This window comes from Caballeronia sp. dw_276, from assembly GCF_018449635.1.
In the GTDB taxonomy this organism is placed as follows: domain Bacteria; phylum Pseudomonadota; class Gammaproteobacteria; order Burkholderiales; family Burkholderiaceae; genus Caballeronia.
This window is the reverse complement of the sequence record NZ_JAAVUV010000007.1, coordinates 297,768-318,892: the sequence shown is the minus strand read 5'-3', so window position 1 is coordinate 318,892 and position 21,125 is coordinate 297,768. Positions and strand designations below refer to the sequence as shown.

Here is a 21,125-nt window from a genome sequence, read left to right as displayed (position 1 = left end):
TCGATCAACGAGCCCCGTTTGCACCCTCAATGCGCGCCCGCAGCCGCGCCGCCACCGCCGCCTTTCGCGCGCTTCGTGATCCAGATCAGCGGAATGATCAGGATGAAAATCACGGCCGAAGCGAAGAAAATGTCGTTGAGTCCCATCATCGCGGCTTGCGTATTCACCGTGAAATCGAATAACCCGCGCGCCTGGGCTTCGTTGACGTGCAGCGTGCTCTGCGAAGCTTGAAGCGACGCCATGAAGGCGGGGTTATTGGCATTCGCCTGTTCGGTCAGCCGTTCGTGGTGAAGCGCAATGCGGTCGGTCCACGCGTTGCCGCACAACGACGTCCCGACGGCGCCGCAGAACACGCGCGCGAAATTCGATAAACCCGCCGCCGCCGGAATCTTAGAAGGCGGCAATCCCGACAAGATGATCGATGTCAGCGGCACGAAGAACAGCGCCATTGGAATGCCTTGCAAAAGCGTGGGCAAGACTAGATGCCATGTATCAATCTCGATCACGTATTTCGAGCGCATATAAAACACGATCGCAAATCCGATAAACGCCAGGGTCGCGACCACGCGCGCGTCCGTGCGCGGCAAAACCTTGCCCATGACTGGCGCGAGAATCACCGCAAAAATGCCCAATGGCGCGGTGACGAGCCCGGCATCGACGGACCGGTAATTGAGGTATTGCTGCATCCATTGCGGCAACAAAACAAGATTGCCGAAGAACACGCCATACGCCACGGAAATGGCAACTGTGCCGCCAAAGAAATTGCGTCCGGCGAACAAGCGCAGATCCACCACGGGATTCTTTTCGGTCAATTCCCAGACCACGAAAAATGCAAACGAAATCATCGCGATAATGCCGAGCCAGACGACCAGCGGCGATGAAAACCAGTCGAGGTCGCGGCCTTTATCGAGCATGATCTGCAGGCATGCCACCCACGCAATCAGCAACATCAATCCGATCGTATCGATAGGCGCCTTGCGCGTCGCCGATTCCCGTTTCCGGTAGATGAACCATGTCACGCTCGCGGCGAATAATCCTACCGGAATGTTGATATAGAAGATCCACGACCACGAATAACTGTCGGTGATCCAGCCGCCCAAAGCCGGACCCGCAATCGGCCCGACGACCGCGGTCATCGCCCAGAGGGAAAGCGCCATGGACGCTTTCTCCTTCGGATAAGAACCCAGCAGAATGGCTTGCGAAAGCGGGATCAACGGTCCGGCAACGGCGCCTTGCAATACGCGCGCGGCGAGCAGGATTGGCAAGGTGGGCGCGAGGCCGCAAAGCCATGAAGAAATCACGAACAACAGAATCGCGCCGACAAACAACTTGATCTGCCCGATCCGCTGGGTCAGCCAGCCGGTCAGCGGGATCGACACCGCGTTGGCCGCGGCAAATACGGTGACGACCCACGTTCCTTCATCCACTGACACGCCCAGATTGCCGGAAATGGTCGGAATGGCGACGTTCGCAATCGATGAATCGAGTACGTTCATGAACGTGGCCAACGCGACGGCGACGGTGGCAAGGACGAGCTGGCCACCTTTGAGCGGTGCGGGTGGGGCAGGCGCGGCGGGTGCTGCGGGCGCAGTGCTCATGGGAGATCCGGATGAAAGCGGCCGCACGAAAACCCGTGCGGCCGACGATGCTGAAGCCAATGGATGCTACGACAATGACTGCCATAGCAACGAATTGTCGCTAGTGTGCCAGCGTTCAATAATCCGCGCTGGCTACAATACTTTCATTCAGATCTGAAACGCTTTCATTTAACTGACACGTCGATATCGCCGAGATGTTTCTTCGCCGCTTTCGCAATCGTGCCGTCCGCCTGCAACTTGGCGATGGCCGTATCCAGGCGTTGCTTCAATGCCTTGTCGCCTTTGCGGACACCGAACGCAATGCCGCTGCCGAGGATTTTTTCATCGTGGACCGGGCCGCCCGCGAACGCGTAACCCGCGCCATCCGGTTTCGACAAGAAGCCTGACTGGCCAGCGGCCGACATCACGAGCGTGCCGTCCAGGCGGCCAGCTTTCAGGTCGGTATAAGCCTGATTCTGATCCTGATATGCGACAACGTTCACGCCGGCATTGGCCCAATGCGCCTTCGCGAACGTTTCCTGCACCGAGCCCGCCAGCACGCCGATGTTCTTGCCCTTCAGCGATTCAGGCGTGGGCGCAAGTCCGCTTCCCGTCTTGGCAATCAACTGCGTCGGCACGTGATACACGATGTTCGTGAAATCGATGGCCTGGCGGCGTTGATCGGTGGCGTTCATCGCGGAATTGATCGCGTCGAATTTGCGGCCCTGCAGCGCGGGAATCAGGCCGTCGAACGAGGTCTCGACCCACGCGCATTTCATCTTGGCCGCGGCGCAAACCGCGTTGCCGATATCGATATCCAGGCCCTGCAATTCGCCCGATGCCGACTTCGATTCGAACGGCGGATATTGCGCTTCGATGCCGTAGCGCAGCGTGTCGGAATCGGCGGCGAAAGCGGCCGTTGCCGTGCACAACGACGCCGCAATCAACATGGCGCCGGCCAGCGCGTGAAGGCTCTTCTTCATAACGTATTTCTCCCGGTGTAGTTCGATGAGTTCAAACCGCGCACAAACGGCGCGCGCCTTCGCGCAACGTGTCGTCGTCCTTCGCAAAGCTCAGGCGGATGATGCGGTTGTCGGTGCCGTCGGTGTAGAACGCGGATAACGGGATTGTAGCGACCCGCGTTTCACGAATCAGCCGCAGCACGAAGTCGCTGTCGGTTTCATCCGAAAATGCGCCGAAGCGCGCCAGCATGAAGAAGCTGCCGGCGCTCGGCAGCAATTCGAAACGCGATCCGGCGAGCGCTTCGGCCAGCAGGTCGCGTTTCTTTTGGTAGAACGCGCCGAGACCGAGATAGCTCGATTCGTCGCCGAGGGCTTCGGCGAAGGCAATCTGCATAGGGGTATCGGCGGAAAAGGTCATGAACTGATGGACCTTGCGGATCTCGTTGGTCAGATCGGCCGGGGCGAGCGTGAAGCCGACGCGCCAGCCTGTCACGTGATACGACTTGCCAAACGACGACACAATCACGCTGCGTTCGGCCAGCGCCGGATAGCGCGCCATGCTGTGATGCAGGGCGCCGTCGAAGACGACGTGCTCATAGACCTCGTCGGACAAAACGATGATCTTCGAATCGCGGGTAAGCGCCGTGAGACGCTCGATGTCCTGGCTCGTGAACGCGCTGCCCGAAGGATTGTGCGGCGAGTTGACGATGATCATGCGCGTGCGCGGCGTGACGGCGGCCTGAACCTCGTCCCAGTCGATATGAAAATCCCCCGGCGAAAGCTTGATCGCGATCGGCGTCGCGCCCTGCAACTGGACGATCGGGCCGTAGCTGTCGAAGGAAGGCTCGAAGTAGATGACTTCGTCGCCGGGATGTACGAGCGCGCTGATGGTCGCGTACAACCCTTCGCTCGCACTTGCGACCACGGTGATTTCGCTCGCTGGATCGTAGCTTGCGCCGTAGAGGTTTTTCGTCTTCACAGCCAACGCTTCGCGCAGCGCGTGAACGCCGGACATCGGCGCGTACTGGTTATGCCCGGCGCGCATGGCTCGGGCGGCGCTCTCCACGAGCTTCGCATCGGGCGCAAAGTTCGGCGCGCCTTGCGAAAGATTCAGCGCGTGATGTTCCTCGGCAAGCTGGCCGATGACGGTAAAGATGGTCGTGCCGACAGCGGGCAGCTTCGATTGAGGGGTCCAGGCGCTTTTCACGACAAATCTCCGTAAGACTGATTCAGGTATCGATGGTCATTCGACAGCAGCCATTAACCGCCGACAATCGAAAGTTTGTCATACTAGCCATGCTTGCCGCTCATGGCTGACGAGATTCGCCGATGAAACCACTGCCTTCACTCGATGTGCTCAAGACGTTTGCCGTCGTCGCGCAGCGCCTCAACTTTACGCGCGCCGCCGATCTGCTGAACGTCACGCAGGGCGCCGTCAGCCGGCAAATCTCCGGACTGGAGGCGCATCTGGGCTATGCGCTCTTCGTGCGCCAGCCGCGCGGCCTTGCGCTCACGCCCAATGGCGCGATGCTGCTTGCGCCCGTGCAGCAGGCGCTCGCCCAGATCACCGAGGCGCTTGAGCGCAGCGGCGCGCACTCCGGCACCTTGCGCGTGAAATGCCCGACGTGCGCCATGCGCTGGATCCTGCCGCGCGTGATTCGCCTGCAAAACGAGCGGCCGGAACTGGTGATCGAGGTGACGGCGTCGGTATCGCACGGGGTGGAGTTCAATGCCGAACAATTCGATGCCGCCATCATTTTCGGTCAACCGGCGGGCAAGGGCGTGAGCGCGCATCATCTCTTCGATGAAGTCCTGACACCGGTTTGCGCGCCCGGCTTGCTGAAGCGCACGACGCGCGCCATCACGCCCGACGATCTCGCCGACCAGACCTTGCTGCATCCCACGCGCGACCGGCGCGACTGGCTGAGGTGGCTTGCGGCTTATGGGTATCGGGGATTGCCGTCGGCGAAAGCGCAGCATTTCGATACGCTCGACCTTGCGATTTCATCGGCGATGCAAGGGCTGGGCGTGACGATCGGGGATTTATCGTTGATCGAGGAGGATCTGGCGGCGCAAAGGATCGTCACGCCGTTTTCGCTTTGTGTGCCGAGCGGGGCGTCGTATTACCTGATTTATCCGGAAAGGCCGGCGGCATCGAAGGTCTTGAGCGAATTTGCGGAATGGATCGAAGGCGAAGCCGCGCTGACGCGGGCGGGGCTTTCGAGGTATCTGGCGGCGTGATCATCCATGGCAAAACCTCCGCTCGAACCCTGGTACAAACCGCCCGCAGCCGATGAATTCTGCGCGCTGTGCGGCCGTCTGGTCCCGGCAAGTCAACGCGACGAACATCATCTCGTGCCCAAGTCGAAGGGCGGCAAGGAAATCGCGGTGCTGCACCGGGTCTGTCACAGGCAATTGCACGCGCTTTTCAACGAAGGTCAGCTTGCAAAAGATTATTCAACGGTTCAGGCGCTGCTTGCCAATGACGATGTCCGCCGGTTCGTGGATTGGGTGAGAACAAAACCGCCTGGCTTTTACGAACGAACCCGGCGAAGCGCCGCGAAACGCTAGACACACCGCTATAGTGGGCACCCAACCTTTCTTTTGGATCATGCAATGCGTCTGTTTTTCGCCGGGCTTTTTCTCCTCCTGGGCCTTGCCGGCTGCGCGAGTTTGTTCGATCACGATGCGCCACGAGTCAGCGTCGCGGGTATAGAACCGATTGCAGGGCAGGGGCTCGAGCTGCGGTTTGTCGTCAAGTTGCGGGTACAGAACCCCAACGAGACGCCGATCAATTACGACGGCATTGCACTGGACCTCGACCTCGATGGCAAACCATTTGCAAGCGGCGTGAGCGATGCGCGCGGAACCCTGCCGCGGTTCGGCGAGACCGTATTGAATATCCCGTTGACCGTTTCCGCATTTGCCGCCGCGAGGCAGGCGTTCGGCCTCTCGGACGTGATCCAGCGGGGCAGCGTGCCTTACGTCGTACGCGGCAAGTTGGCGGGTAATGTGTTTGGCAGCGTTCGCTTCACCAGTTCCGGGACGCTCAAGTTGCCCGCTTCATTGCAAGGATATTGAAGAGGGCGGCGGCAATGTCCCCGTTGCCGCCGCGTTCCGTGCTCTTTACGTCCCGCTCTTCGTGACGATCGGTACCCAGGCGCCGCTCTTGACCTGATACATCGTGGATGAAGCGTTTTTCAGCGCGCCTTTGTCGTCGAACGCGATGGTTCCCGTGATTCCCGGGAACGAGATGGCCTTCAGCACCGGCCGATAAACCTTCGGATCAATCGATCCCGCCTTTTCCATGGCGTTGATCGCCGCCCAGGCCGCGTCGTATCCAAACGGCGCATACGAAAGAATCGCGACGCCAAAACGCTTCTGGAACTTGTCGGCGAACGCCTTGCCTTGCGGCATCTTTTCGAGCGGACTGCCGTATTCCCAGGCCATTACGCCCTCGGCGGTATCGCCGGCGAGCTTCAGGAAATCGGCATCCATCACGCCGCCGCCGCCCACCAGTTGCGCAGTGATGCCGAGTTGTTTCATCCGTTTCGCCACCGCTGCGGCTTGCCGGTCAAGGCCGCCGAAAAAGATCAAATCCGCGCCCGCGCCCTTGAGCGCCGTGAGTTGCGCCGAGAAATCGACGGTCTGGTTGTCGCTGTATTGACGCGCGACGATCGAACCGCCCGCCGCTTTCACGGCTTTCTCGAACTCGTCGGCTTCGCCCTGGCCGAAGGCCGTGCGGTCATCGATGATCGCAATCTTCTTCGCCTTCGTGACCTTCACCGCGTAGGTTCCGGCGTTGCCGGCGTTCTGGGCATCGCTGGAAATGACGGTGAAGACGTTGTCGAAACCGCGTTCCGTGATGGTCGGATTGGTCGCGGCCGGATCGATCACTGGAATGCCCGCGTTCTGATAGACCTGCGACGCGGGAATCGTCGTGCCCGAGTTGAAGTGGCCGACGACGACCGCGACCCCGCCATCGACGAGTTTTTGCGCCGCCTGCACGCCCACGCGCGGGTCGGCCTGATCGTCCTCGGCCTGGATGGTGAAGTTAGCCGTCTTGCCGCCGATCTGGATCTTCTTGGCGTTGGCTTCATCGAGTGCAAGCTGAACGCCGTTCTGCAAGTCCTTCCCATAACCCGCGTTCGCGCCCGTCAGCGGTGCGGCAAAACCGACCTTCACATCGATGTTTTCCGCCGCGGCGGACAGCGGCAACGCGCCAAGGGCGGCAGCACACGCGATGATCCAGGCAAGCGGTTTGATGCTTGTTCGAAGATGCATTTGTTCTTCTCCTTCGGGTTGGACAGGTCGAGCGGGCAGGGCGGTTTATCAATTCGATGACGCGGTTCAGCACCATGACTGAACCATGGCCGATATACCCGGGCAAGGCGGATTTCCCCGCGTCGTCAATGCGGTGTCGAGGAGACGACCGCTCAAGCAATTTAGGAAACCAAATTGGCGGCGTCTTGGCAGTTCGTCGCATTGAGGATGCGCATTTCGGCACAGCGGGTTGGGTCGGCCGGAAAGGAGTGTGCTGGATGAAACGCTTGTCGGGGCTGATCCGATTGTTGACCTCGCTGAGCCATCCCGTGGCCTCGTCAGGCGGCGCCTGAAGATTGCGGCACAAATATATCGATACCGTCGCGAAGGTTGGTCGCTCGGTTTAATTGCTCATATATATCTACAGCATTACAGATTATTTTCATCCAAGTCGTTGAAACAAGGGAGAAAAAGGCCTTCCGTAATGTCAGTTTCAACTCCATGTAATTATAATGAGAATCGTTCTCATTTGTGTTGACGATTGGATGTCGCCTCGGTACGATTCGCTCGCCAGTGCCTTATAGCGATTGGCTTCGGACATACCAAGACAGAGGATTTCGATGCAACCCGTCCACCCGGTCCAACGCGACACACGCGTTTCCAGAGCGCCCGTGCGCCGAGCCTTGTTGAGCGCGTGGCTTCTGCTGGCTTCATCGGCGGCATTGGCTGCCGGCAATCCTGCCAATCCGGACGCGACACCCACGGACGCGCCCGAGGCCGACCTGAACATCCAGGCGCAGCAAGCCGGCCAGTGGACGGGTGTCTGGACCCGTTCAACCCTGCTCGGCGACATGGGCGGCATCCGTTCGTTTCTTGGGAAGTACGGCGTGTCGCTGCAGGCGACGGAGACATCGGAATATCTCGCCAATGTGCGTGGCGGCCTGAAAACCGGCGGCACCTACGACGGCCTGACCACGGTCACGCTCGGCCTCGATACGCAAAAGGCTTTCGGCTGGGAAGGCGGCACGTTCAACGCGAGTGCGCTGCAGATCCATGGCCGCAACCTGAGCCAGTACAACCTTGGAACGCTGAACACGGCGAGCGGTATCGAAGCGCAGGACACAACGCGTCTGTGGGAACTCTGGTATCAGCAATCGTTCTTGAACAAGCGCGTGGACGTAAAGGTCGGGCAGCAGAGTATCGACCAGGAGTTCATGGTCAGCTCGTATGCGGCTACCTTCGTGAACACCATGTTCGGCTGGCCGGGCCTGCCGTCCTACGACATGCCCTCGGGCGGTCCGGCGTATCCGCTGTCCGCGCTCGGCGTGCGGGTACGCGGTCAGATCACGCCGTCCATCACGGCATTGGCCGGCGTATTCGACGGCGATCCGCTCGGCAACAACCCGAACAATCTCAGCGGCACGAACTTCAACCTGCATAACGGCGCGCTGTATATAGGCGAGCTGCAGTACGCAATCAACCAGCCGTCCGATGGCGAAATGGTCGGCATGCCGCAAAGCGGGTTGCCGGGCACCTACAAGATCGGCTTCTGGTACAACAACGAGCGCTTCGACGACCAGGGCATCGACAACACCGGCGTGTCGCTCGCCAGTTCGGCCACGAGCGGCACGCCGCAATCGCATCGTGGAAATTACAGCTTCTATGCCGTAGCCGACCAGATGATCTGGCGTCCCGATCCGGATGAACCGCGCAGTATCGGCGTGTTCGCGCGCGTGATGGGCGCGCCCGGCGACCGCAACCTCGTGAGCCTTTCGGCGAACGCGGGCATTGTGATGAAGGCGCCGTTCAAGGGACGCGATAACGATAGCGTCGGCATCGGCCTCGCGTACATCAAGGTCGGCAATCACGTGCACGATCTCGACGTGCAGAGCGCAGCGTTCAGCGGCGGCCCGTACGGCATACGCACCAGCGAAACCGCGGTCGAAGCCACTTATCAATATCAGGTCACGCCGTGGTGGATCATGCAGGGCGACCTGCAATACACCTTCAACGCAGGCGCGGGACAGAATCCGAACGACCCCACCGCGGCCTTGCGCAATACCTTCGTGGTCGGCGTGCGCACCACCATTACTTTCTGATCGACGGGACTCGTGACCATGAACATCGATGCACGCACCCGGAACACTCGCATGAAAAAACTTATCGGCAGCATTGCAGTTGCAGGCGCGCTTGCAGCGACGATCGCGCACGCGGCGCCCATCGGCTTTCTCGAAACGCTGCACAGAAACACCACGCTCATCAACACCGTGCCGTCCAACGGCGACCAGAATCCGTACGCGGTCGTGGTCGCGCCGGTCTCGAGCGGAACCGTCAAGCAAGGCGACGTACTGGTCGGCAACTTCAACAACGCCGCCAACCTGCAGGGCACGGGCAGCACCATCGTCAACTATCACCCCGACACCAAAGAGCTCACCCTCTTTGCAACCGTGCCGCGCGACCTGAAGGAATGCCCGGGCGGCATCGGCCTCTCGACCGCGATGACCATGCTCAAGTCGGGCTGGGTGATCGTCGGCAGCACGCCGAGCAATGACGGCACGACCAATACCAAAGGCGCCGGTTGCCTGATCGTGCTGGACAACCAGGGCAAGGTTGCATCGACGATCGTGAGCCCGAACATCAACGACCCGTGGGGCAACATGGCAGTCGTCGATAACGGCGATCACGCCACGCTCTTCGTGAGCAATGCGGGCTTCGGCGTGGGCGGCGCGGACGGCACGCCGCCCGTGTTCAAGCAGGCGACCATCCTGCGTCTCGATCTTGATATCCCCGAAGGAAAGCCGCCCGTCGTCAAGCAGGAAACGGTGATCGCAAGCGGCTTTGGCGCGCAGGCCGACAAGGGCGTGTTCCTCGTTGGGCCGACGGGGCTGGCTTTGTCCCAGGACCAGAAGTTGTTGTACGCGTCGGATGCCATCGGCAACCGCGTGACGGAAATCGACGACCCCATGACACGCGATACCAGCGCGGGCGTTGGCCGCCAGCTGACCGCCGATGGCTTCCTGCATCGGCCGCTTGCAATGGTGACCGCGCCCAACGGGCATTTGCTGGTGACGAACGCGTTGAACGGCCAGGTGGTGGAGATCGATCCCGCGACGGGCAAGCAACTGTATGCACGCTGGATCGATACCGACAAAGCGCAATCGCCTCCGGGCAACGGCGACTTGTTCGGCATTGCGCTGACGCCGGAAGGCGACGGCTTCTATTACGTCCAGGACGATGTGAACACGCTGGTCCTGGCGAAGTAACACGCAACACGTAACAAGGCAGGACAACATCATGGCAAACGATCAGGATCCACCGCGCCGGCGCTTTCTAAAGGCAGGCGTCGCCGCAGGCGCGGCGTTGGGCGCGGGTTCCGTCGCGCACGCGGCGACCAAGGCGCAATTCAAGCAGCCCGTCGACCCGATGACCGTGGTCGAACCGTTCTTCGGCGAGCATCAGGCGGGTATCGTCACAGCGCAGCAGAGCCACACGTACGTGGCCGCGCTCGATCTCACGACCGACAAACGCGATGACGTCATCAACCTTCTCAAGCAATGGACCGACGCGGCAGCGCGCATGTCGCGCGGCGAGACGGCGAAGCCATTGCCCACCGACGATAAATCCGCGCCCGATTCCGGCGATATCCTCGGTATCGGCGCGGCGGGTTTGACCGTCACGTTCGGCTTCGGCCCGGGCATGTTCGAGCACGAAGGCAAGGATCGATACGGGATAGCGAAGCATCGTCCGGCTGCGCTCGTGGATTTGCCGCGCTTTAACGGCGACCAGTTGCTGCCGCAGAAAACCGGCGGCGATATCCTGATTCAGGCTTGCGCCAACGACGCACAAGTCGCGTTCCACGCGGTGCGTCAACTCGCGCGCATGGGTTACGGTGCGGTCGCGATGCGCTGGGGTCAGGCGGGATTCTTGTCGGGTCCACGCGGACAAACGCCGCGCAACCTGATGGGCTTCAAGGACGGCACGAACAATCCATCGACGGCGCAACCCGCGTTGATGAACCAGTTCGTCTGGGCCAACGCACCCGACGCGCCGTGGATGAACGGCGGCACCTACACGGTCGTGCGGCGCATTCGCATCACGATCGAACACTGGGACCAGATGGAACGCGGTTTCCAGGAACAGGTGATGGGCCGCGAGAAATACAGCGGTGCGCCGATCGGCAAGAAGAACGAATTCGATGCGCTCGATCTCGACGCCGCCGACAAAGACGGCAATCCCGTGATCCCCGACAACTCGCACGTGCGCTTGTCGAATCAAGCGACGAACAAGGGCGCGCAAATCCTGCGCCGCTCGTATTCGTACAACGACGGCACGGATTTTTATATTGAACGGTGGCCGCCGTGGCGCCAGGAAACCGAGTACGACGCGGGGCTGATTTTCATCGCGCATCAAAGCGATCCGCGCACCGGTTTCATTCCCATCAACGACCGGCTCGCGAAGTTCGACATGATGAATCAGTTCACCACGCACGTGGGCAGCGGCGTGTTTGCGTGCCCGCCGGGTGCGCGGCCGGGGTCGTACATCGGTGCGGGATTGTTTGAAGCTTGATCGTCAGCCGTTTTGCTCAACGTCAAAAACACAACAGGAATGAATGCAATGAAGACCACACGCTCCATGCCCTTGCTGCGCGCGCTGTGCGGCATCGCGGTGCTGTCCGCCTCGGCTGCCCTGCCGCTGAGCGCGGTCGCGGCCACGCTGACCTTGTACAACGCACAGCACGAACAGGTCGTGGCATCGCTCGCGAAAGACTTCGAGGCGCAGAGCGGGGTATCGGTGAAGATCCGCAACGGCGAAGGCCCGGCAATGGCCGCGCAACTCGTGGCCGAAGGCTCGGCTTCTCCCGCCGACGTCTACTTCACCGAAAACTCGCCCGAGCTCGTTCTGCTCGGCGAGAAAGGGCTGCTCGAGAAGACGGATGCATCCACGCTTTCGGTGATTCCGACGCGCTTCAACTCGCCACAAGGCGACTGGGTCGGCGTGCTCGCGCGTGAGAACGTGCTGGCCTACAACACGAAAAAGGTCGATGCGGCGCAACTGCCGGCATCGTTGATGGATCTTGCGAAGCCGGAGTGGAAAGGCAAGGTCGGCATTGCACCGAGCGACGGCGATTTCCTGCCGGTCGTGAGCGCCGTGATCGCAATGAAGGGCGATGCAGAAGCGCTGCAATGGCTCAAGGGCTTGAAGAAAAACGCGCAACTCTTCGATGACGACGAAGGCGTGGTCGCGGCCGTGAATCGCGGCGGCGTGGCCACAGGCGTGGTGAACAACTACTACTGGGCGCGCTTGCATACGCAACTGGGCGACAGCGCCACGCGCAGCGCGATCTATCACTTCGGCAACGGCGATGTTGGCGCGCTCGTGAACGTGTCGGGTGCGGCGGTGTTGAAGTCGAGCAAGAATCAGCAGGTCGCGCAGCAATTCCTGGCGTATCTGGTCAGCGAGCGCGCGCAGCAACTGATTGCGAAGGGCAAGATTGCGTATGAATATCCGCTGCATGCAGGGGTCGCACCAGACCCGATGTTGAAGCCGTTCGACCAGTTGAGCCCGCCGTCCTTGAGCATCGAACAACTCGGCGATGACAGCAAGGCCGCGAAGCTGATGCGTCAAGCCGGCTTGTTGTAAAGGCATGAGCGATGTCGTGAACGCCACCAGCATTCAGGCGTTGCCCAAACCCCGTGGCCGCAAACGCGCGCCACGGGGTTTGCTCGTGGCGGCGGGTTTGTGCGCGCTGCTCGTGTTGATGCCGCTTGCGTTCACGGTGTATCGCGCGGTGACCTACGGTTGGGACGATGCCCTCGAATTGATCTTCAGGCCGCTCGTCGGCGAATTGCTGATCAATACGTTATCCATAACAATCAGCGCGACGCTGGTCTCGGCGATTGTCGGCACGGCGACGGCGTGGTTTATCGAACGCACGCGTGTTCCCGGACGGCGCTTCTGGGCCGTACTGACCGTTGCGCCGCTTGCCATGCCCGCGTTCATTACAAGTTATGCGTGGGTATCGCTGAGTCTGGATTTGCAGGACTTTGCAGGCGCGTTGCTGGTGATATCGACGGCGTATTTTCCCCTGGTTTATTTGCCCGTTGCGGCGGCGCTGCGCGGCATGGACCCGGCGCTTGAAGAAAGCGCGCGGTCGCTCGGGTGCGGACGTATCGGCGTATTCGTGCGCGTGGTGTTGCCGCAATTGCGGCCCGCTTTGCTGGGCGGAATGCTGCTCGTCGCGCTCGGCGTGCTGTCGGAATTCGGCGCATTTACGCTGCTGCGGTTTCGCACGTTCACTACCCAGATCTACGCTGAATATCGCACGAGCTTCGATGGCAGCGGCGCTTCGGTATTCGCTTGCTTCCTCATCGCGATGTGCCTGCTGTGTCTCGCGCTCGAAATGCGCGTGCGCGGCGGCGCGCGATATGAACGTCTGGATCGCGGGGTGCGTCGAGCGGCTTTGCGTTACGACCTCGGGCACTGGCGATGGGTCGTCGCAGCAGGTTTCGCCGTGCTGGCAATTGTCACGCTGGGCGTGCCTATCGGCATGATCGGTTTCTGGCTCACGCAAAGCGGCGCCGCCGCGATCACGCCGGCCGAAGTGTCGCCAGAATTGCTGATTGAATCGACGTTTTCGTCGCTGGGCTACGGGTTCGCTGCGGCCATTGTCACCACGCTCGCGTGCGTGCCGCTGGCGTTTTTGCTCGTGCGTTTCCCGAGCCGCATGGCAACCATGTTCGAGCGCACCGTGTTCCTCGCGCAAGGTTTGCCGAGTCTTGTCGTTGCGTTGGCGATCGTATCGTTGGCGGTTCATGCGTTGCGGCCGCTGTATCAAAGCGCGACGCTGCTGGTCGTGGCTTACGCCATTCTGTTTCTGCCGCTCGCGTTGGTGAGCGTGCGCGCCGCGTTCACGCAGGCACAGCCGCGTCTGGAAGAAACCGCACGCTCGCTCGGCCTGAGCTGGCGCGAAACCGTGCGACGCGTGTTGTTGCCGCTCGCCGGTCCCGGCCTTGGCGCCGGCGCGACCATGGTCTTCATCTCGGTCGTCACCGAACTTAATTCCACGCTGCTGCTATCGCCCATAGGGACCCGCACGCTCGCGACACAAGTCTGGATCGATACCTCCACGCTCGCGTTCGCCGCCGCCGCGCCGTATGCGGCATTGCTCGTGGGCATCTCGCTGCTGGCGTCGGGAACATTGTTCGCGCTGCTCGGACGATCCGCGGTCGCCGGTCGCGCCGCCGACATCGATACAGCGCTAAAAATCAATCGCCAAGCCGGTTCGCCGTCTGACAAGTAAATCGATATGAGCGAACTTCGCGTTACCAGCCTGACCAAATCCTTCGATGGACAACCCGTGCTGCATGGCGTGGATTTATCGGTGGAAAAGGGGACTCTGCTGGCCCTGCTCGGACCTTCGGGCAGTGGCAAAACGACATTGCTGCGCGTGCTGTGCGGTTTCGAACGCGCCGACGCCGGCACGGTGGAAATCGATGGCGTGCGTGTCGCCGGGCCGGGCGTGCATGTGCCGTCGGAAGCGCGCCGCATCGGCTACGTGCCGCAGGAGGGGGCGCTGTTCCCGCACCTTTCCGTCGCCGACAACATCGTCTTCGGCTTGCCGCGTGCGCAGCGCCGGGCGCGGTATCGGGTCGATGAACTCCTGGCTCTGGTCGGTTTGCCGGCCGCGTATGGCGACCGCGCGCCGCAGGCTTTGTCGGGCGGCCAGCAGCAACGCGTTGCGCTGGCGCGGGCATTGGCGCCGTCGCCATCGCTTGTGATGCTCGACGAGCCGTTTTCGTCGCTCGATGCCGCGTTGCGCATCGAGACGCGCGAAGCCGTGGCGAACGCGCTGGCCGCGACCGGCGCGACCGCCGTGCTCGTTACGCATGATCAGGCCGAGGCGTTGTCGCTCGGCCGCGAGGTCGCCGTCCTGTGGCGCGGGCGGCTGGTGCAGACGGACACGCCGGAAGCGGTGTACCGGCGGCCGGTATCGAGAGAACTCGCAAGTTTTGTCGGCGATGCGGTGATCGTGGCGGGATCGACTCTTCCCGGCGATCCAATGCACGTGCGCTGCGAATTCGGCATCTTGCCGATCGCGCGTCCGGTTGCGGCAAACGATGTCGACGTGATGATCCGCCCGGAACAGATCCGCATCACGGATCAAGGCGAGGTCCACGCGACCGTCGAAAAAGTCGTCTTCTACGGACACGATGCCAGCGTCATGCTGCGCTCCACCGCAGGATCGCACAGCGTGCAGATCCGCGTGGCGGGGTATTCCTATCCGCGCGTGGGCGAACGGGTGGGGTTATCGGTGGAAGGGGACGTGGTGGCTTATCCGCGAGCCTGATGATCCGCGTCAAACCATGAAATGGTGCCAGCTTGACAAAGTGCATATGCACGAATTACCCTCTGCAGATGACTTCCCCCGAATTGACCTATCTCGACTGCAACTGTTTTGCCATTCGCCAGGCGGCGCGCTTCGTTTCGCAGCTTTATGAGCGTCACGTCAGCCAGGCGGGTGTGACGGCGGCGCAATTCACGCTGCTGGCGGCAATCCACAAGCGTCCCGGCACGACCATGGCCGAACTGGCCGACGCCATGGTGATGGAGCGCACCACGCTCGTGCGCGCCTTGAAGCCCTTGCAGCGCGATGGTCTGGTCACAGCCGAACAGCAGGACTCCGGCACGCGGGCGGTCGCGCTCAACCTGTCGGAAGCCGGCGGGAAAACGCTTGGTGAAGCCGCGTTGCGGTGGAAGGACGCGCAAAAGGAATTCGAGCAGAAGTTTGGTCAGGGTCGCGCCGGCGAACTGAGGAAGACGTTGTTGGAACTGACATCGATGGAATGAAAAAGCTCGCCCGGCACATAGCCGGGCATTTTTTTGACGTAGTAAGTGCATATACACAATCGGAGTTCGACATGGAAATCAAAGGCAAGGTAGTTCTGGTAACGGGCGCAAATCGTGGTCTCGGCGAGCATTTTGCCAAGGCGTTGCTGGCGGCGGGGGCATCGAAGGTCTATGCAACGGCGCGTGACAAATCCGCCATCAAGATCCCCGGCGTGGAAGCCGTCCAACTCGACGTGACCAATGCGGCGAGCATCGCCGCCGCGGCCGACCGGCTGACCGATGTGCAGATCGTCATCAACAACGCTGGCGCGATTATCGCCGGGCCGCTGCTGGACGCGGGTTCCATCGATGCCGCGCGCTCGCTGTTCGAAACCAATGTGATCGGCCCGCTCGCCGTCACGCAAGCGTTCGCGCCGGCCTTGAAGCGCAACGGCGGCGGCGCGGTGGTGAATATCCTGTCTGTGCTGAGCTGGCTGACCATTGACGGAACCGGTGCTTATAGCGCGTCCAAATCGGCGGTGTGGGCAATCACGAACGGCCTGCGCACCGAACTGCGCGGCCAGGGCACGCTGGTGGTTGGCGTGCACCCGGCTTTTATCGATACCGACATGACCGCGGGCATCAATGCACCGAAAACCACGCCGCAAGAAGTCGTGCGTCAGGTGCTGGAAGGGATCGAGCAAGGCAAGGAAGAAATTCTCGTCGATGACGTCGGCCGAAACGTGAAGGGATCGTTGTCGTCGGCAACGCCCGCTTATCTGACGCCCGCGCACTGAACGGGAGAGCCGCCATGACCACGCAAAATCAGTCACGCGAAATCGTGTTGTGCGCGCCGGTGCGCACCGCGATCGGCGCGTTCAACGGGACGCTGAAAGGCACGCCCGCGACGGATCTCGGCGCGGCGGTGATCCGCGAGACCTTGCGGCGCTCGGGCGTTGCGCCGGAGAAAGTCGATTCGGTCACGTTCGGCAACGTGATCCAGGCCGGCAACCGGATGAATCCCGCGCGTCAGGCTGCGGTGAACGGCGGTGTGCCAGTCTCCGTTCCCGCGTTGACCGTGAACCGCGTGTGCGGCTCGGGCGCGCAGGCGGTGGTATCGGCGGCGAACGAAATCAGCGCGGGATTCGTGCAGCTCGCGGTGGCAGGCGGCATGGAGAACATGGACCGCGCGCCGTATTTGCTCGACAACGGCCGCTTCGGGTATCGGATGGGCAACGCGGAAGTCCACGACAGCATGTTGCGCGACGGTCTTGACGACGCCTTTTCCGGCAAGCATTCCGGCTGGCACACGGAAGATCTCGTCACGCAGATGGACATCACGCGGGAGGCGCAGGACCGTTTTGCCGAGCGTTCGCAGCAGCGGTTTACATCGGCGGAAGCGGAGGGGTTGTTCAAGGCGGAGATCGTTGGACTTGAAGTGAAGGCGGGCAAGCAAACCGTTTTCTTCGATACCGACGAGCAACCGCGCCCCGACACCACGTTCGCGACGCTTTCGAAACTTCGTCCCGCGTTTCGTCCCGACGGCACGATCACGGCCGGCAACGCGCCCGGTTTGAACAGCGGCGCGGCGGCCATGCTCGTCGCGGATCGCGCGTTTGCGGAACGCAATGGGATCGAGGCATCGGTGCGGCTCGTGGCGTATGGCATCGCGGCGGTCGAGCCCGGCATGTTCGGGCTTGGACCGGTGCCGGCCGTCCAGCAGGCGCTGGATCGCGCGGGGTGGAAGCTGGGCGATCTTGAACGCATCGAGATCAACGAGGCGTTCGCCGCCGTGCCGATTGCGGTCGCGCGCACGCTTGGTCTGCCTGGTGACATCGTGAATCCGGAGGGCGGCGCGATCGCTCATGGTCACGCGATTGGCGCGACGGGCGCGGTGCTGGTCACGCGCCTCGTCCACGCGATGAAACGCGATGGCCTTAAGCGCGCGATGGTGACGCTGTGTATTGGCGGCGGCCAGGGCATCGCGCTGGCGCTGGAAAGCGTTTGATCTAGGCGCGTGCCGGCGCTGGATTGAACTCGCGGATTACATCGATAAAAGCGCGCAATCCCGCCGGCACATGCCGATGCCCCGGGTAGTACAGATACAACCTGGGACCCGGCGGCGACCAGTCTTCCAGCACGCGAACCAGGCGGCCCGCAGCGATGTATTCCGCCACCGACCATTCGCTCATCCACGCGAGGCCCACGCCGTTCAACGCGGCGTCGAGCATCAGGTGATGGTTGTCGAGCGTGAGCGCGCCTTTTACGTCGATTTCAATCCGCTCGCCGCGCTTTTCAAAATCCCATTTGTACACGCCGCCGCTTGAATAGCGCGCGCGGATGCATTCGTGCACCCGCAGATCGTCGGGCACTTTTGGGCGGCGCTGTTTCGCCTTCCTGAAATACTCAGGCGACGCCACCACCGCGAAGCGCACCGGCCGGCTGCACGGCACCGCGATCATGTCCTGCGGCACCATGTCGAGCACACGCACGCCGGCATCGAAACCTTCCGCGACGATATCGACCAGCCTGCCTTCCGTCACGATATCGAGTTTCATATCCGGATAACGCGTGAGAAATGCGTAGGCGACCGGCTTCATCAACTCCAGCGCCGCGCCTTCCGATGCGTTGATGCGCAGCGTCCCCGCCGGCGTTTCGCGATGCAAGTTGGCGTCTTCCATTGCCGCCGAGATTTCGCGCAACGCAGGACTGACGCGCGCGAGAAACTGCTCGCCGGCTTCGGTGAGCGAGACGCTGCGCGTGGTCCGATGAAACAGCCGCACACCCATGCGCTGCTCGAGCGCCGCGACCGCGTGGCTCAACGCCGAGGGCGACATCCCAAGTTCCGCTGCCGCGCCGCGAAAACTGCGATGCGCGGCGACGGCCGTTACTGCGCTTAATTCGGTCAGGCCCGTTCGGCTCATCATGTCTCACTGTTCGTTTATTGTGCTATTTTCTGCATCAACCCGTGCAGCGGTGTGCGTATTGTCTCACTGATCCACGGGCCTTATCTTGATCGCATGTTTTCATTCACTGAAGGAAATCGCGATCATGAGCAAGACCGTTTTGATTACCGGGGCATCGTCGGGCATTGGCCGGGCGAGTGTGGGATTGTTTGCCGCGAAGGGCTGGAACGTCATCGCGACAATGCGTCGGCCGGACCCGATCTTGGCCTCTGACAACGTGCTTGTTGCACGGCTCGATGTGCAGGATGGCGGCAGCATTCTCGCTGCCGTCGATGCGGGCATCGCACGGTTCGGGGGTATCGATGCGCTGGTGAACAACGCCGGTTACGGGCAATACGGCCTGTTCGAAGCGCTCTCGCGTGAAGACATCCAGACGCAATTCGATGTCAACGTGTTCGGCGTCATGGACGTCACGCGCGCCGTGCTGCCGCATTTCCGGGCGCGTAAAAGCGGCGTGGTCGTGAACGTCAGTTCGGGTGCTGGCATTTTCACCCTGCCGATGATCTCGCTCTACTGCGCGAGCAAATTCGCGCTCGAAGGGTTTTCCGAGGCGTTGTCGTACGAACTGGCATCGCAGGGAATTGGCGTGAAGCTCGTGATCCCGCATGGCGGCGTGACCAGCACGAACTTCAACGCGCGTTCGCTGGAAAGCCATGTCCGGGACGAGAAGCTTGGCAGTTACGATGGTTTTGTCGAACGCACGGCGGCGGCGTTCGGCGCGCTCGCGGCGGCGAGCACCATTCACGCAGACGATGTCGCGGCACTCATCCACGAGGCCGCAACCGATGGTACGGACCAATTGCGTTATCTTATTGGCGACGATTCGCGTGGTTTTGTGCAAGCCCGCCGCACGCTGTCTGACCAGGAATACATCGAGTTCATGCGAGCGAAGTTTCCCTCGGTTTAAGGGTTTTCACGCAACAGACTGCAGGCCAATGCGCGATGAAAAGTGGTCCAGCACGCCAAACAGGCCAGAAACGCGAAGAGTTGGCGGATTACTGCGATAGTCTTTCGCACGGGCCCGGTGCACCGACAGTATGGTGAAAGCTCGTTTGACCACGCATGGACCGCTACCTGGTTCAGCGCGGTCCGGCCCTGTCAGGCCAATCCAGTTTCCGGAGTGCATGAGCTATGAGAATTCCCCTGTCTGCCGGCATTGCCATGCTGTGCGTGAGCGCAAGCGCGTTCGCCCAGCAGCCGCCCGCGTTCCCGATGCGCAGTCAAAATTCGGCACAAGTCAGTATCGATAACGCCATGTGCTACAGCTACGCCAATCAGCACACCGGCGTGAACATGGCGAAGGTCTCGCAAGCCCCGATCAAACCGCAGACGACCAAGCCGGGCACCGTGAAGCAGGTTGCGGTGGCGGCGCCGTTGCCATCGGCGATGGCTTCGGGCGCCTCGGCGGTTTATCCCGCTTCCGCCACGGGCAAGGCGACGGCTTCTGCGGCTGCCTCTGCTTCGGCGCCGGTGATGGCGTCCGGATCGGCATCGGCCGCAAAACCGGGTGTTGCCTCCGACGCACGCGCCGTCGCAAACGCGAGTTCTTCATCCACCGACGCGCCCATGCCCGCCCTGCCGCCGCCCGAGCCGCCGATGGTGCAATACTGGCGCGCATATAGCGAATGCATGACGGATCGCGGTTATATGGTGAAGTGAAGCCTCGACCTCCTTGATTTGAAATTACCTTGCGCCCGGTTCCGGGCGCAATTCGTTTGCGGCTCCCCGCTGCTTTCTCACATCGTCGCCGAATCAGGCATTTCGCTATATTTCGTAAAATATAGCGAATTGATCGATAAATTCGATCGATGTAATGTAACCGCTCGCGCCTTCACGACGAACTAGCTATTAGAAGCAGCTGAACGCGGGCCGTTTTTCAGGCACAAAAAGAACATTTTTACGCCGCCAGGGATTAAAGCTGCGTCAAGCGTGTTTGCCTGTTTATCAGCATGTCCAAACGTTCTTCTGTCGCTCAAGCAGTGAGTTTTGTTAAGGAGCACATCATGACCAGCAGACGCCAGTTCTTATTCGCCGGCAGCGTTTTGGCTACCGCTGCAATAGCCGCGTTCAAGCGACGCGAGGTGCCGGGCGTGAGGTCGGCGTTGGCGGCGAACGCGGGCGAATCGTTCGAAGTGGTCCATACCGACGATCAATGGCGCAGCCAGCTGACATCGGCGCAATACAACGTGTTGCGGCACGAAGGCACGGAACGGCCCTACAGCAGTCCGCTCAACGCCGAACATCGCAGTGGCGTGTTTTCGTGCGCGGGATGCCAGCTCGACGCCTTTTCGTCGCGCACGAAATTCGAAAGCCATACCGGCTGGCCGAGCTTCTGGGCGCCGCTCGATCACGCAGTCGCCACGCGCGAGGATCTGTCGTTCGGCGTGTCGCGCACCGAGGTTCATTGCCGGCGTTGCGGCGGCCATCTCGGTCATGTCTTCGATGACGGCCCCAAACCCACCGGCCTGCGCTATTGCATGAACGGCCTCGCGATGACCTTCAAACCCAGCGCCGCCTGAGCGCCACAAGCC

At 61.5% G+C, this 21,125-nt stretch carries 20 protein-coding genes; 15 read left to right on the top strand and 5 right to left on the bottom strand.

What is annotated here, in order from left to right:
- Positions 1-26: 26 nt before the first annotated feature.
- The 3 genes from HB633_RS17465 to HB633_RS17455 all read right to left on the bottom strand — a co-directional run bounded on the left by HB633_RS17465 (position 27) and on the right by HB633_RS17455 (position 3,746).
- Positions 27-1,598, bottom strand: coding sequence for a DHA2 family efflux MFS transporter permease subunit (locus HB633_RS17465; protein ID WP_213779422.1), 1,572 nt, complete (start codon positions 1,596-1,598; stop codon positions 27-29).
- Between the two features lie 164 nt (positions 1,599-1,762).
- Complete coding sequence (locus tag HB633_RS17460; RefSeq protein WP_213779421.1) at positions 1,763-2,560, bottom strand: ABC transporter substrate-binding protein; 798 nt, start codon at positions 2,558-2,560, stop codon at positions 1,763-1,765.
- 31 nt (positions 2,561-2,591) lie between these two features.
- Entirely contained in the window at positions 2,592-3,746 is a 1,155-nt protein-coding gene (locus HB633_RS17455) for a methionine aminotransferase (protein WP_213779420.1), read from the bottom strand.
- 122 nt (positions 3,747-3,868) lie between these two features.
- Here HB633_RS17455 and HB633_RS17450 point away from each other — a divergent pair, with 122 nt between their 5' ends.
- Genes HB633_RS17450 through HB633_RS17440 form a run of 3 tightly spaced genes read left to right on the top strand, consistent with a single transcriptional unit; the run spans position 3,869 to position 5,620 of the window.
- Positions 3,869-4,780, top strand: coding sequence for a LysR substrate-binding domain-containing protein (locus HB633_RS17450; RefSeq protein ID WP_213779419.1), 912 nt, complete (start codon positions 3,869-3,871; stop codon positions 4,778-4,780).
- A gap of 6 nt (positions 4,781-4,786) precedes the next feature.
- Positions 4,787-5,110, top strand: a complete 324-nt coding sequence (locus HB633_RS17445; RefSeq protein WP_213779418.1) for an HNH endonuclease — start codon at positions 4,787-4,789, stop codon at positions 5,108-5,110.
- A 45-nt stretch (positions 5,111-5,155) separates the two neighbouring features.
- The gene (locus HB633_RS17440) at positions 5,156-5,620 is read left to right on the top strand and encodes an LEA type 2 family protein (protein ID WP_213779417.1); all 465 of its coding nucleotides are present in this window, start codon (positions 5,156-5,158) and stop codon (positions 5,618-5,620) included.
- Between the two features lie 45 nt (positions 5,621-5,665).
- Here HB633_RS17440 and HB633_RS17435 read toward each other — a convergent pair whose 3' ends face one another.
- Positions 5,666-6,823 (bottom strand): branched-chain amino acid ABC transporter substrate-binding protein, encoded by a 1,158-nt coding sequence (locus HB633_RS17435; protein ID WP_213779416.1) that lies wholly within the window; start codon positions 6,821-6,823, stop codon positions 5,666-5,668.
- A gap of 599 nt (positions 6,824-7,422) precedes the next feature.
- Here HB633_RS17435 and HB633_RS17430 point away from each other — a divergent pair.
- The 9 genes from HB633_RS17430 to HB633_RS17390 all read left to right on the top strand — a co-directional run bounded on the left by HB633_RS17430 (position 7,423) and on the right by HB633_RS17390 (position 17,636).
- The gene (locus HB633_RS17430; protein WP_213779415.1) at positions 7,423-8,901 is read left to right on the top strand and encodes a carbohydrate porin; all 1,479 of its coding nucleotides are present in this window, start codon (positions 7,423-7,425) and stop codon (positions 8,899-8,901) included.
- Positions 8,902-8,952: 51 nt separating this feature from the next.
- Entirely contained in the window at positions 8,953-10,065 is a 1,113-nt protein-coding gene (locus tag HB633_RS17425; protein ID WP_255580969.1) for a hypothetical protein, read from the top strand.
- A gap of 31 nt (positions 10,066-10,096) precedes the next feature.
- Entirely contained in the window at positions 10,097-11,368 is a 1,272-nt protein-coding gene (efeB, locus tag HB633_RS17420) for an iron uptake transporter deferrochelatase/peroxidase subunit (protein WP_213779413.1), read from the top strand.
- Between the two features lie 48 nt (positions 11,369-11,416).
- Positions 11,417-12,442, top strand: coding sequence for an iron ABC transporter substrate-binding protein (locus HB633_RS17415; protein ID WP_213779412.1), 1,026 nt, complete (start codon positions 11,417-11,419; stop codon positions 12,440-12,442).
- Positions 12,443-12,446: 4 nt separating this feature from the next.
- On the top strand, positions 12,447-14,102 hold the full coding sequence (locus HB633_RS17410) for an iron ABC transporter permease (RefSeq protein ID WP_213779411.1): 1,656 nt from the start codon (positions 12,447-12,449) through the stop codon (positions 14,100-14,102).
- Positions 14,103-14,108: 6 nt separating this feature from the next.
- The gene (locus HB633_RS17405; RefSeq protein WP_213779410.1) at positions 14,109-15,149 is read left to right on the top strand and encodes an ABC transporter ATP-binding protein; all 1,041 of its coding nucleotides are present in this window, start codon (positions 14,109-14,111) and stop codon (positions 15,147-15,149) included.
- 68 nt (positions 15,150-15,217) lie between these two features.
- The gene (locus HB633_RS17400; RefSeq protein WP_213779409.1) at positions 15,218-15,649 is read left to right on the top strand and encodes a MarR family winged helix-turn-helix transcriptional regulator; all 432 of its coding nucleotides are present in this window, start codon (positions 15,218-15,220) and stop codon (positions 15,647-15,649) included.
- Between the two features lie 71 nt (positions 15,650-15,720).
- Complete coding sequence (locus HB633_RS17395; RefSeq protein ID WP_213779408.1) at positions 15,721-16,425, top strand: SDR family oxidoreductase; 705 nt, start codon at positions 15,721-15,723, stop codon at positions 16,423-16,425.
- A gap of 14 nt (positions 16,426-16,439) precedes the next feature.
- Complete coding sequence (locus HB633_RS17390) at positions 16,440-17,636, top strand: thiolase family protein (RefSeq protein ID WP_213779407.1); 1,197 nt, start codon at positions 16,440-16,442, stop codon at positions 17,634-17,636.
- Position 17,637: 1 nt separating this feature from the next.
- On the opposite strand, the gene HB633_RS17385 is transcribed toward HB633_RS17390, so the two are convergent.
- The gene (locus tag HB633_RS17385; protein ID WP_213779518.1) at positions 17,638-18,552 is read right to left on the bottom strand and encodes a LysR family transcriptional regulator; all 915 of its coding nucleotides are present in this window, start codon (positions 18,550-18,552) and stop codon (positions 17,638-17,640) included.
- 127 nt (positions 18,553-18,679) lie between these two features.
- Between HB633_RS17385 and HB633_RS17380 the strand changes: the two genes are divergently transcribed.
- The 3 genes from HB633_RS17380 (at position 18,680) to msrB (ending at position 21,113) form a co-directional block, all read left to right on the top strand.
- Complete coding sequence (locus HB633_RS17380; protein ID WP_213779406.1) at positions 18,680-19,501, top strand: SDR family oxidoreductase; 822 nt, start codon at positions 18,680-18,682, stop codon at positions 19,499-19,501.
- Positions 19,502-19,725: 224 nt separating this feature from the next.
- On the top strand, positions 19,726-20,253 hold the full coding sequence (locus tag HB633_RS17375) for a hypothetical protein (RefSeq protein WP_213779405.1): 528 nt from the start codon (positions 19,726-19,728) through the stop codon (positions 20,251-20,253).
- A 344-nt stretch (positions 20,254-20,597) separates the two neighbouring features.
- A complete protein-coding gene (gene msrB / locus HB633_RS17370; protein ID WP_213779404.1) occupies positions 20,598-21,113 on the top strand; it encodes a peptide-methionine (R)-S-oxide reductase MsrB in 516 nt (171 codons plus the stop codon).
- Positions 21,114-21,125: the final 12 nt, after the last annotated feature.

Coding starts and splice junctions, on each gene's coding strand:
- HB633_RS17465 (WP_213779422.1), bottom strand. CDS start 1,598: ATGAGCACTGCGCCCGCAGCACCCGCCGCGCCTGCCCCACCCGCACCG.
- HB633_RS17460 (WP_213779421.1), bottom strand. CDS start 2,560: ATGAAGAAGAGCCTTCACGCGCTGGCCGGCGCCATGTTGATTGCGGCG.
- HB633_RS17450 (WP_213779419.1), top strand. CDS start 3,869: ATGAAACCACTGCCTTCACTCGATGTGCTCAAGACGTTTGCCGTCGTC.
- HB633_RS17445 (WP_213779418.1), top strand. CDS start 4,787: ATGGCAAAACCTCCGCTCGAACCCTGGTACAAACCGCCCGCAGCCGAT.
- HB633_RS17440 (WP_213779417.1), top strand. CDS start 5,156: ATGCGTCTGTTTTTCGCCGGGCTTTTTCTCCTCCTGGGCCTTGCCGGC.
- HB633_RS17435 (WP_213779416.1), bottom strand. CDS start 6,823: ATGCATCTTCGAACAAGCATCAAACCGCTTGCCTGGATCATCGCGTGT.
- HB633_RS17430 (WP_213779415.1), top strand. CDS start 7,423: ATGCAACCCGTCCACCCGGTCCAACGCGACACACGCGTTTCCAGAGCG.
- HB633_RS17425 (WP_255580969.1), top strand. CDS start 8,953: ATGAAAAAACTTATCGGCAGCATTGCAGTTGCAGGCGCGCTTGCAGCG.
- efeB (WP_213779413.1), top strand. CDS start 10,097: ATGGCAAACGATCAGGATCCACCGCGCCGGCGCTTTCTAAAGGCAGGC.
- HB633_RS17415 (WP_213779412.1), top strand. CDS start 11,417: ATGAAGACCACACGCTCCATGCCCTTGCTGCGCGCGCTGTGCGGCATC.
- HB633_RS17410 (WP_213779411.1), top strand. CDS start 12,447: ATGAGCGATGTCGTGAACGCCACCAGCATTCAGGCGTTGCCCAAACCC.
- HB633_RS17405 (WP_213779410.1), top strand. CDS start 14,109: ATGAGCGAACTTCGCGTTACCAGCCTGACCAAATCCTTCGATGGACAA.
- HB633_RS17400 (WP_213779409.1), top strand. CDS start 15,218: ATGACTTCCCCCGAATTGACCTATCTCGACTGCAACTGTTTTGCCATT.
- HB633_RS17395 (WP_213779408.1), top strand. CDS start 15,721: ATGGAAATCAAAGGCAAGGTAGTTCTGGTAACGGGCGCAAATCGTGGT.
- HB633_RS17390 (WP_213779407.1), top strand. CDS start 16,440: ATGACCACGCAAAATCAGTCACGCGAAATCGTGTTGTGCGCGCCGGTG.
- HB633_RS17385 (WP_213779518.1), bottom strand. CDS start 18,552: ATGAGCCGAACGGGCCTGACCGAATTAAGCGCAGTAACGGCCGTCGCC.
- HB633_RS17380 (WP_213779406.1), top strand. CDS start 18,680: ATGAGCAAGACCGTTTTGATTACCGGGGCATCGTCGGGCATTGGCCGG.
- HB633_RS17375 (WP_213779405.1), top strand. CDS start 19,726: ATGAGAATTCCCCTGTCTGCCGGCATTGCCATGCTGTGCGTGAGCGCA.
- msrB (WP_213779404.1), top strand. CDS start 20,598: ATGACCAGCAGACGCCAGTTCTTATTCGCCGGCAGCGTTTTGGCTACC.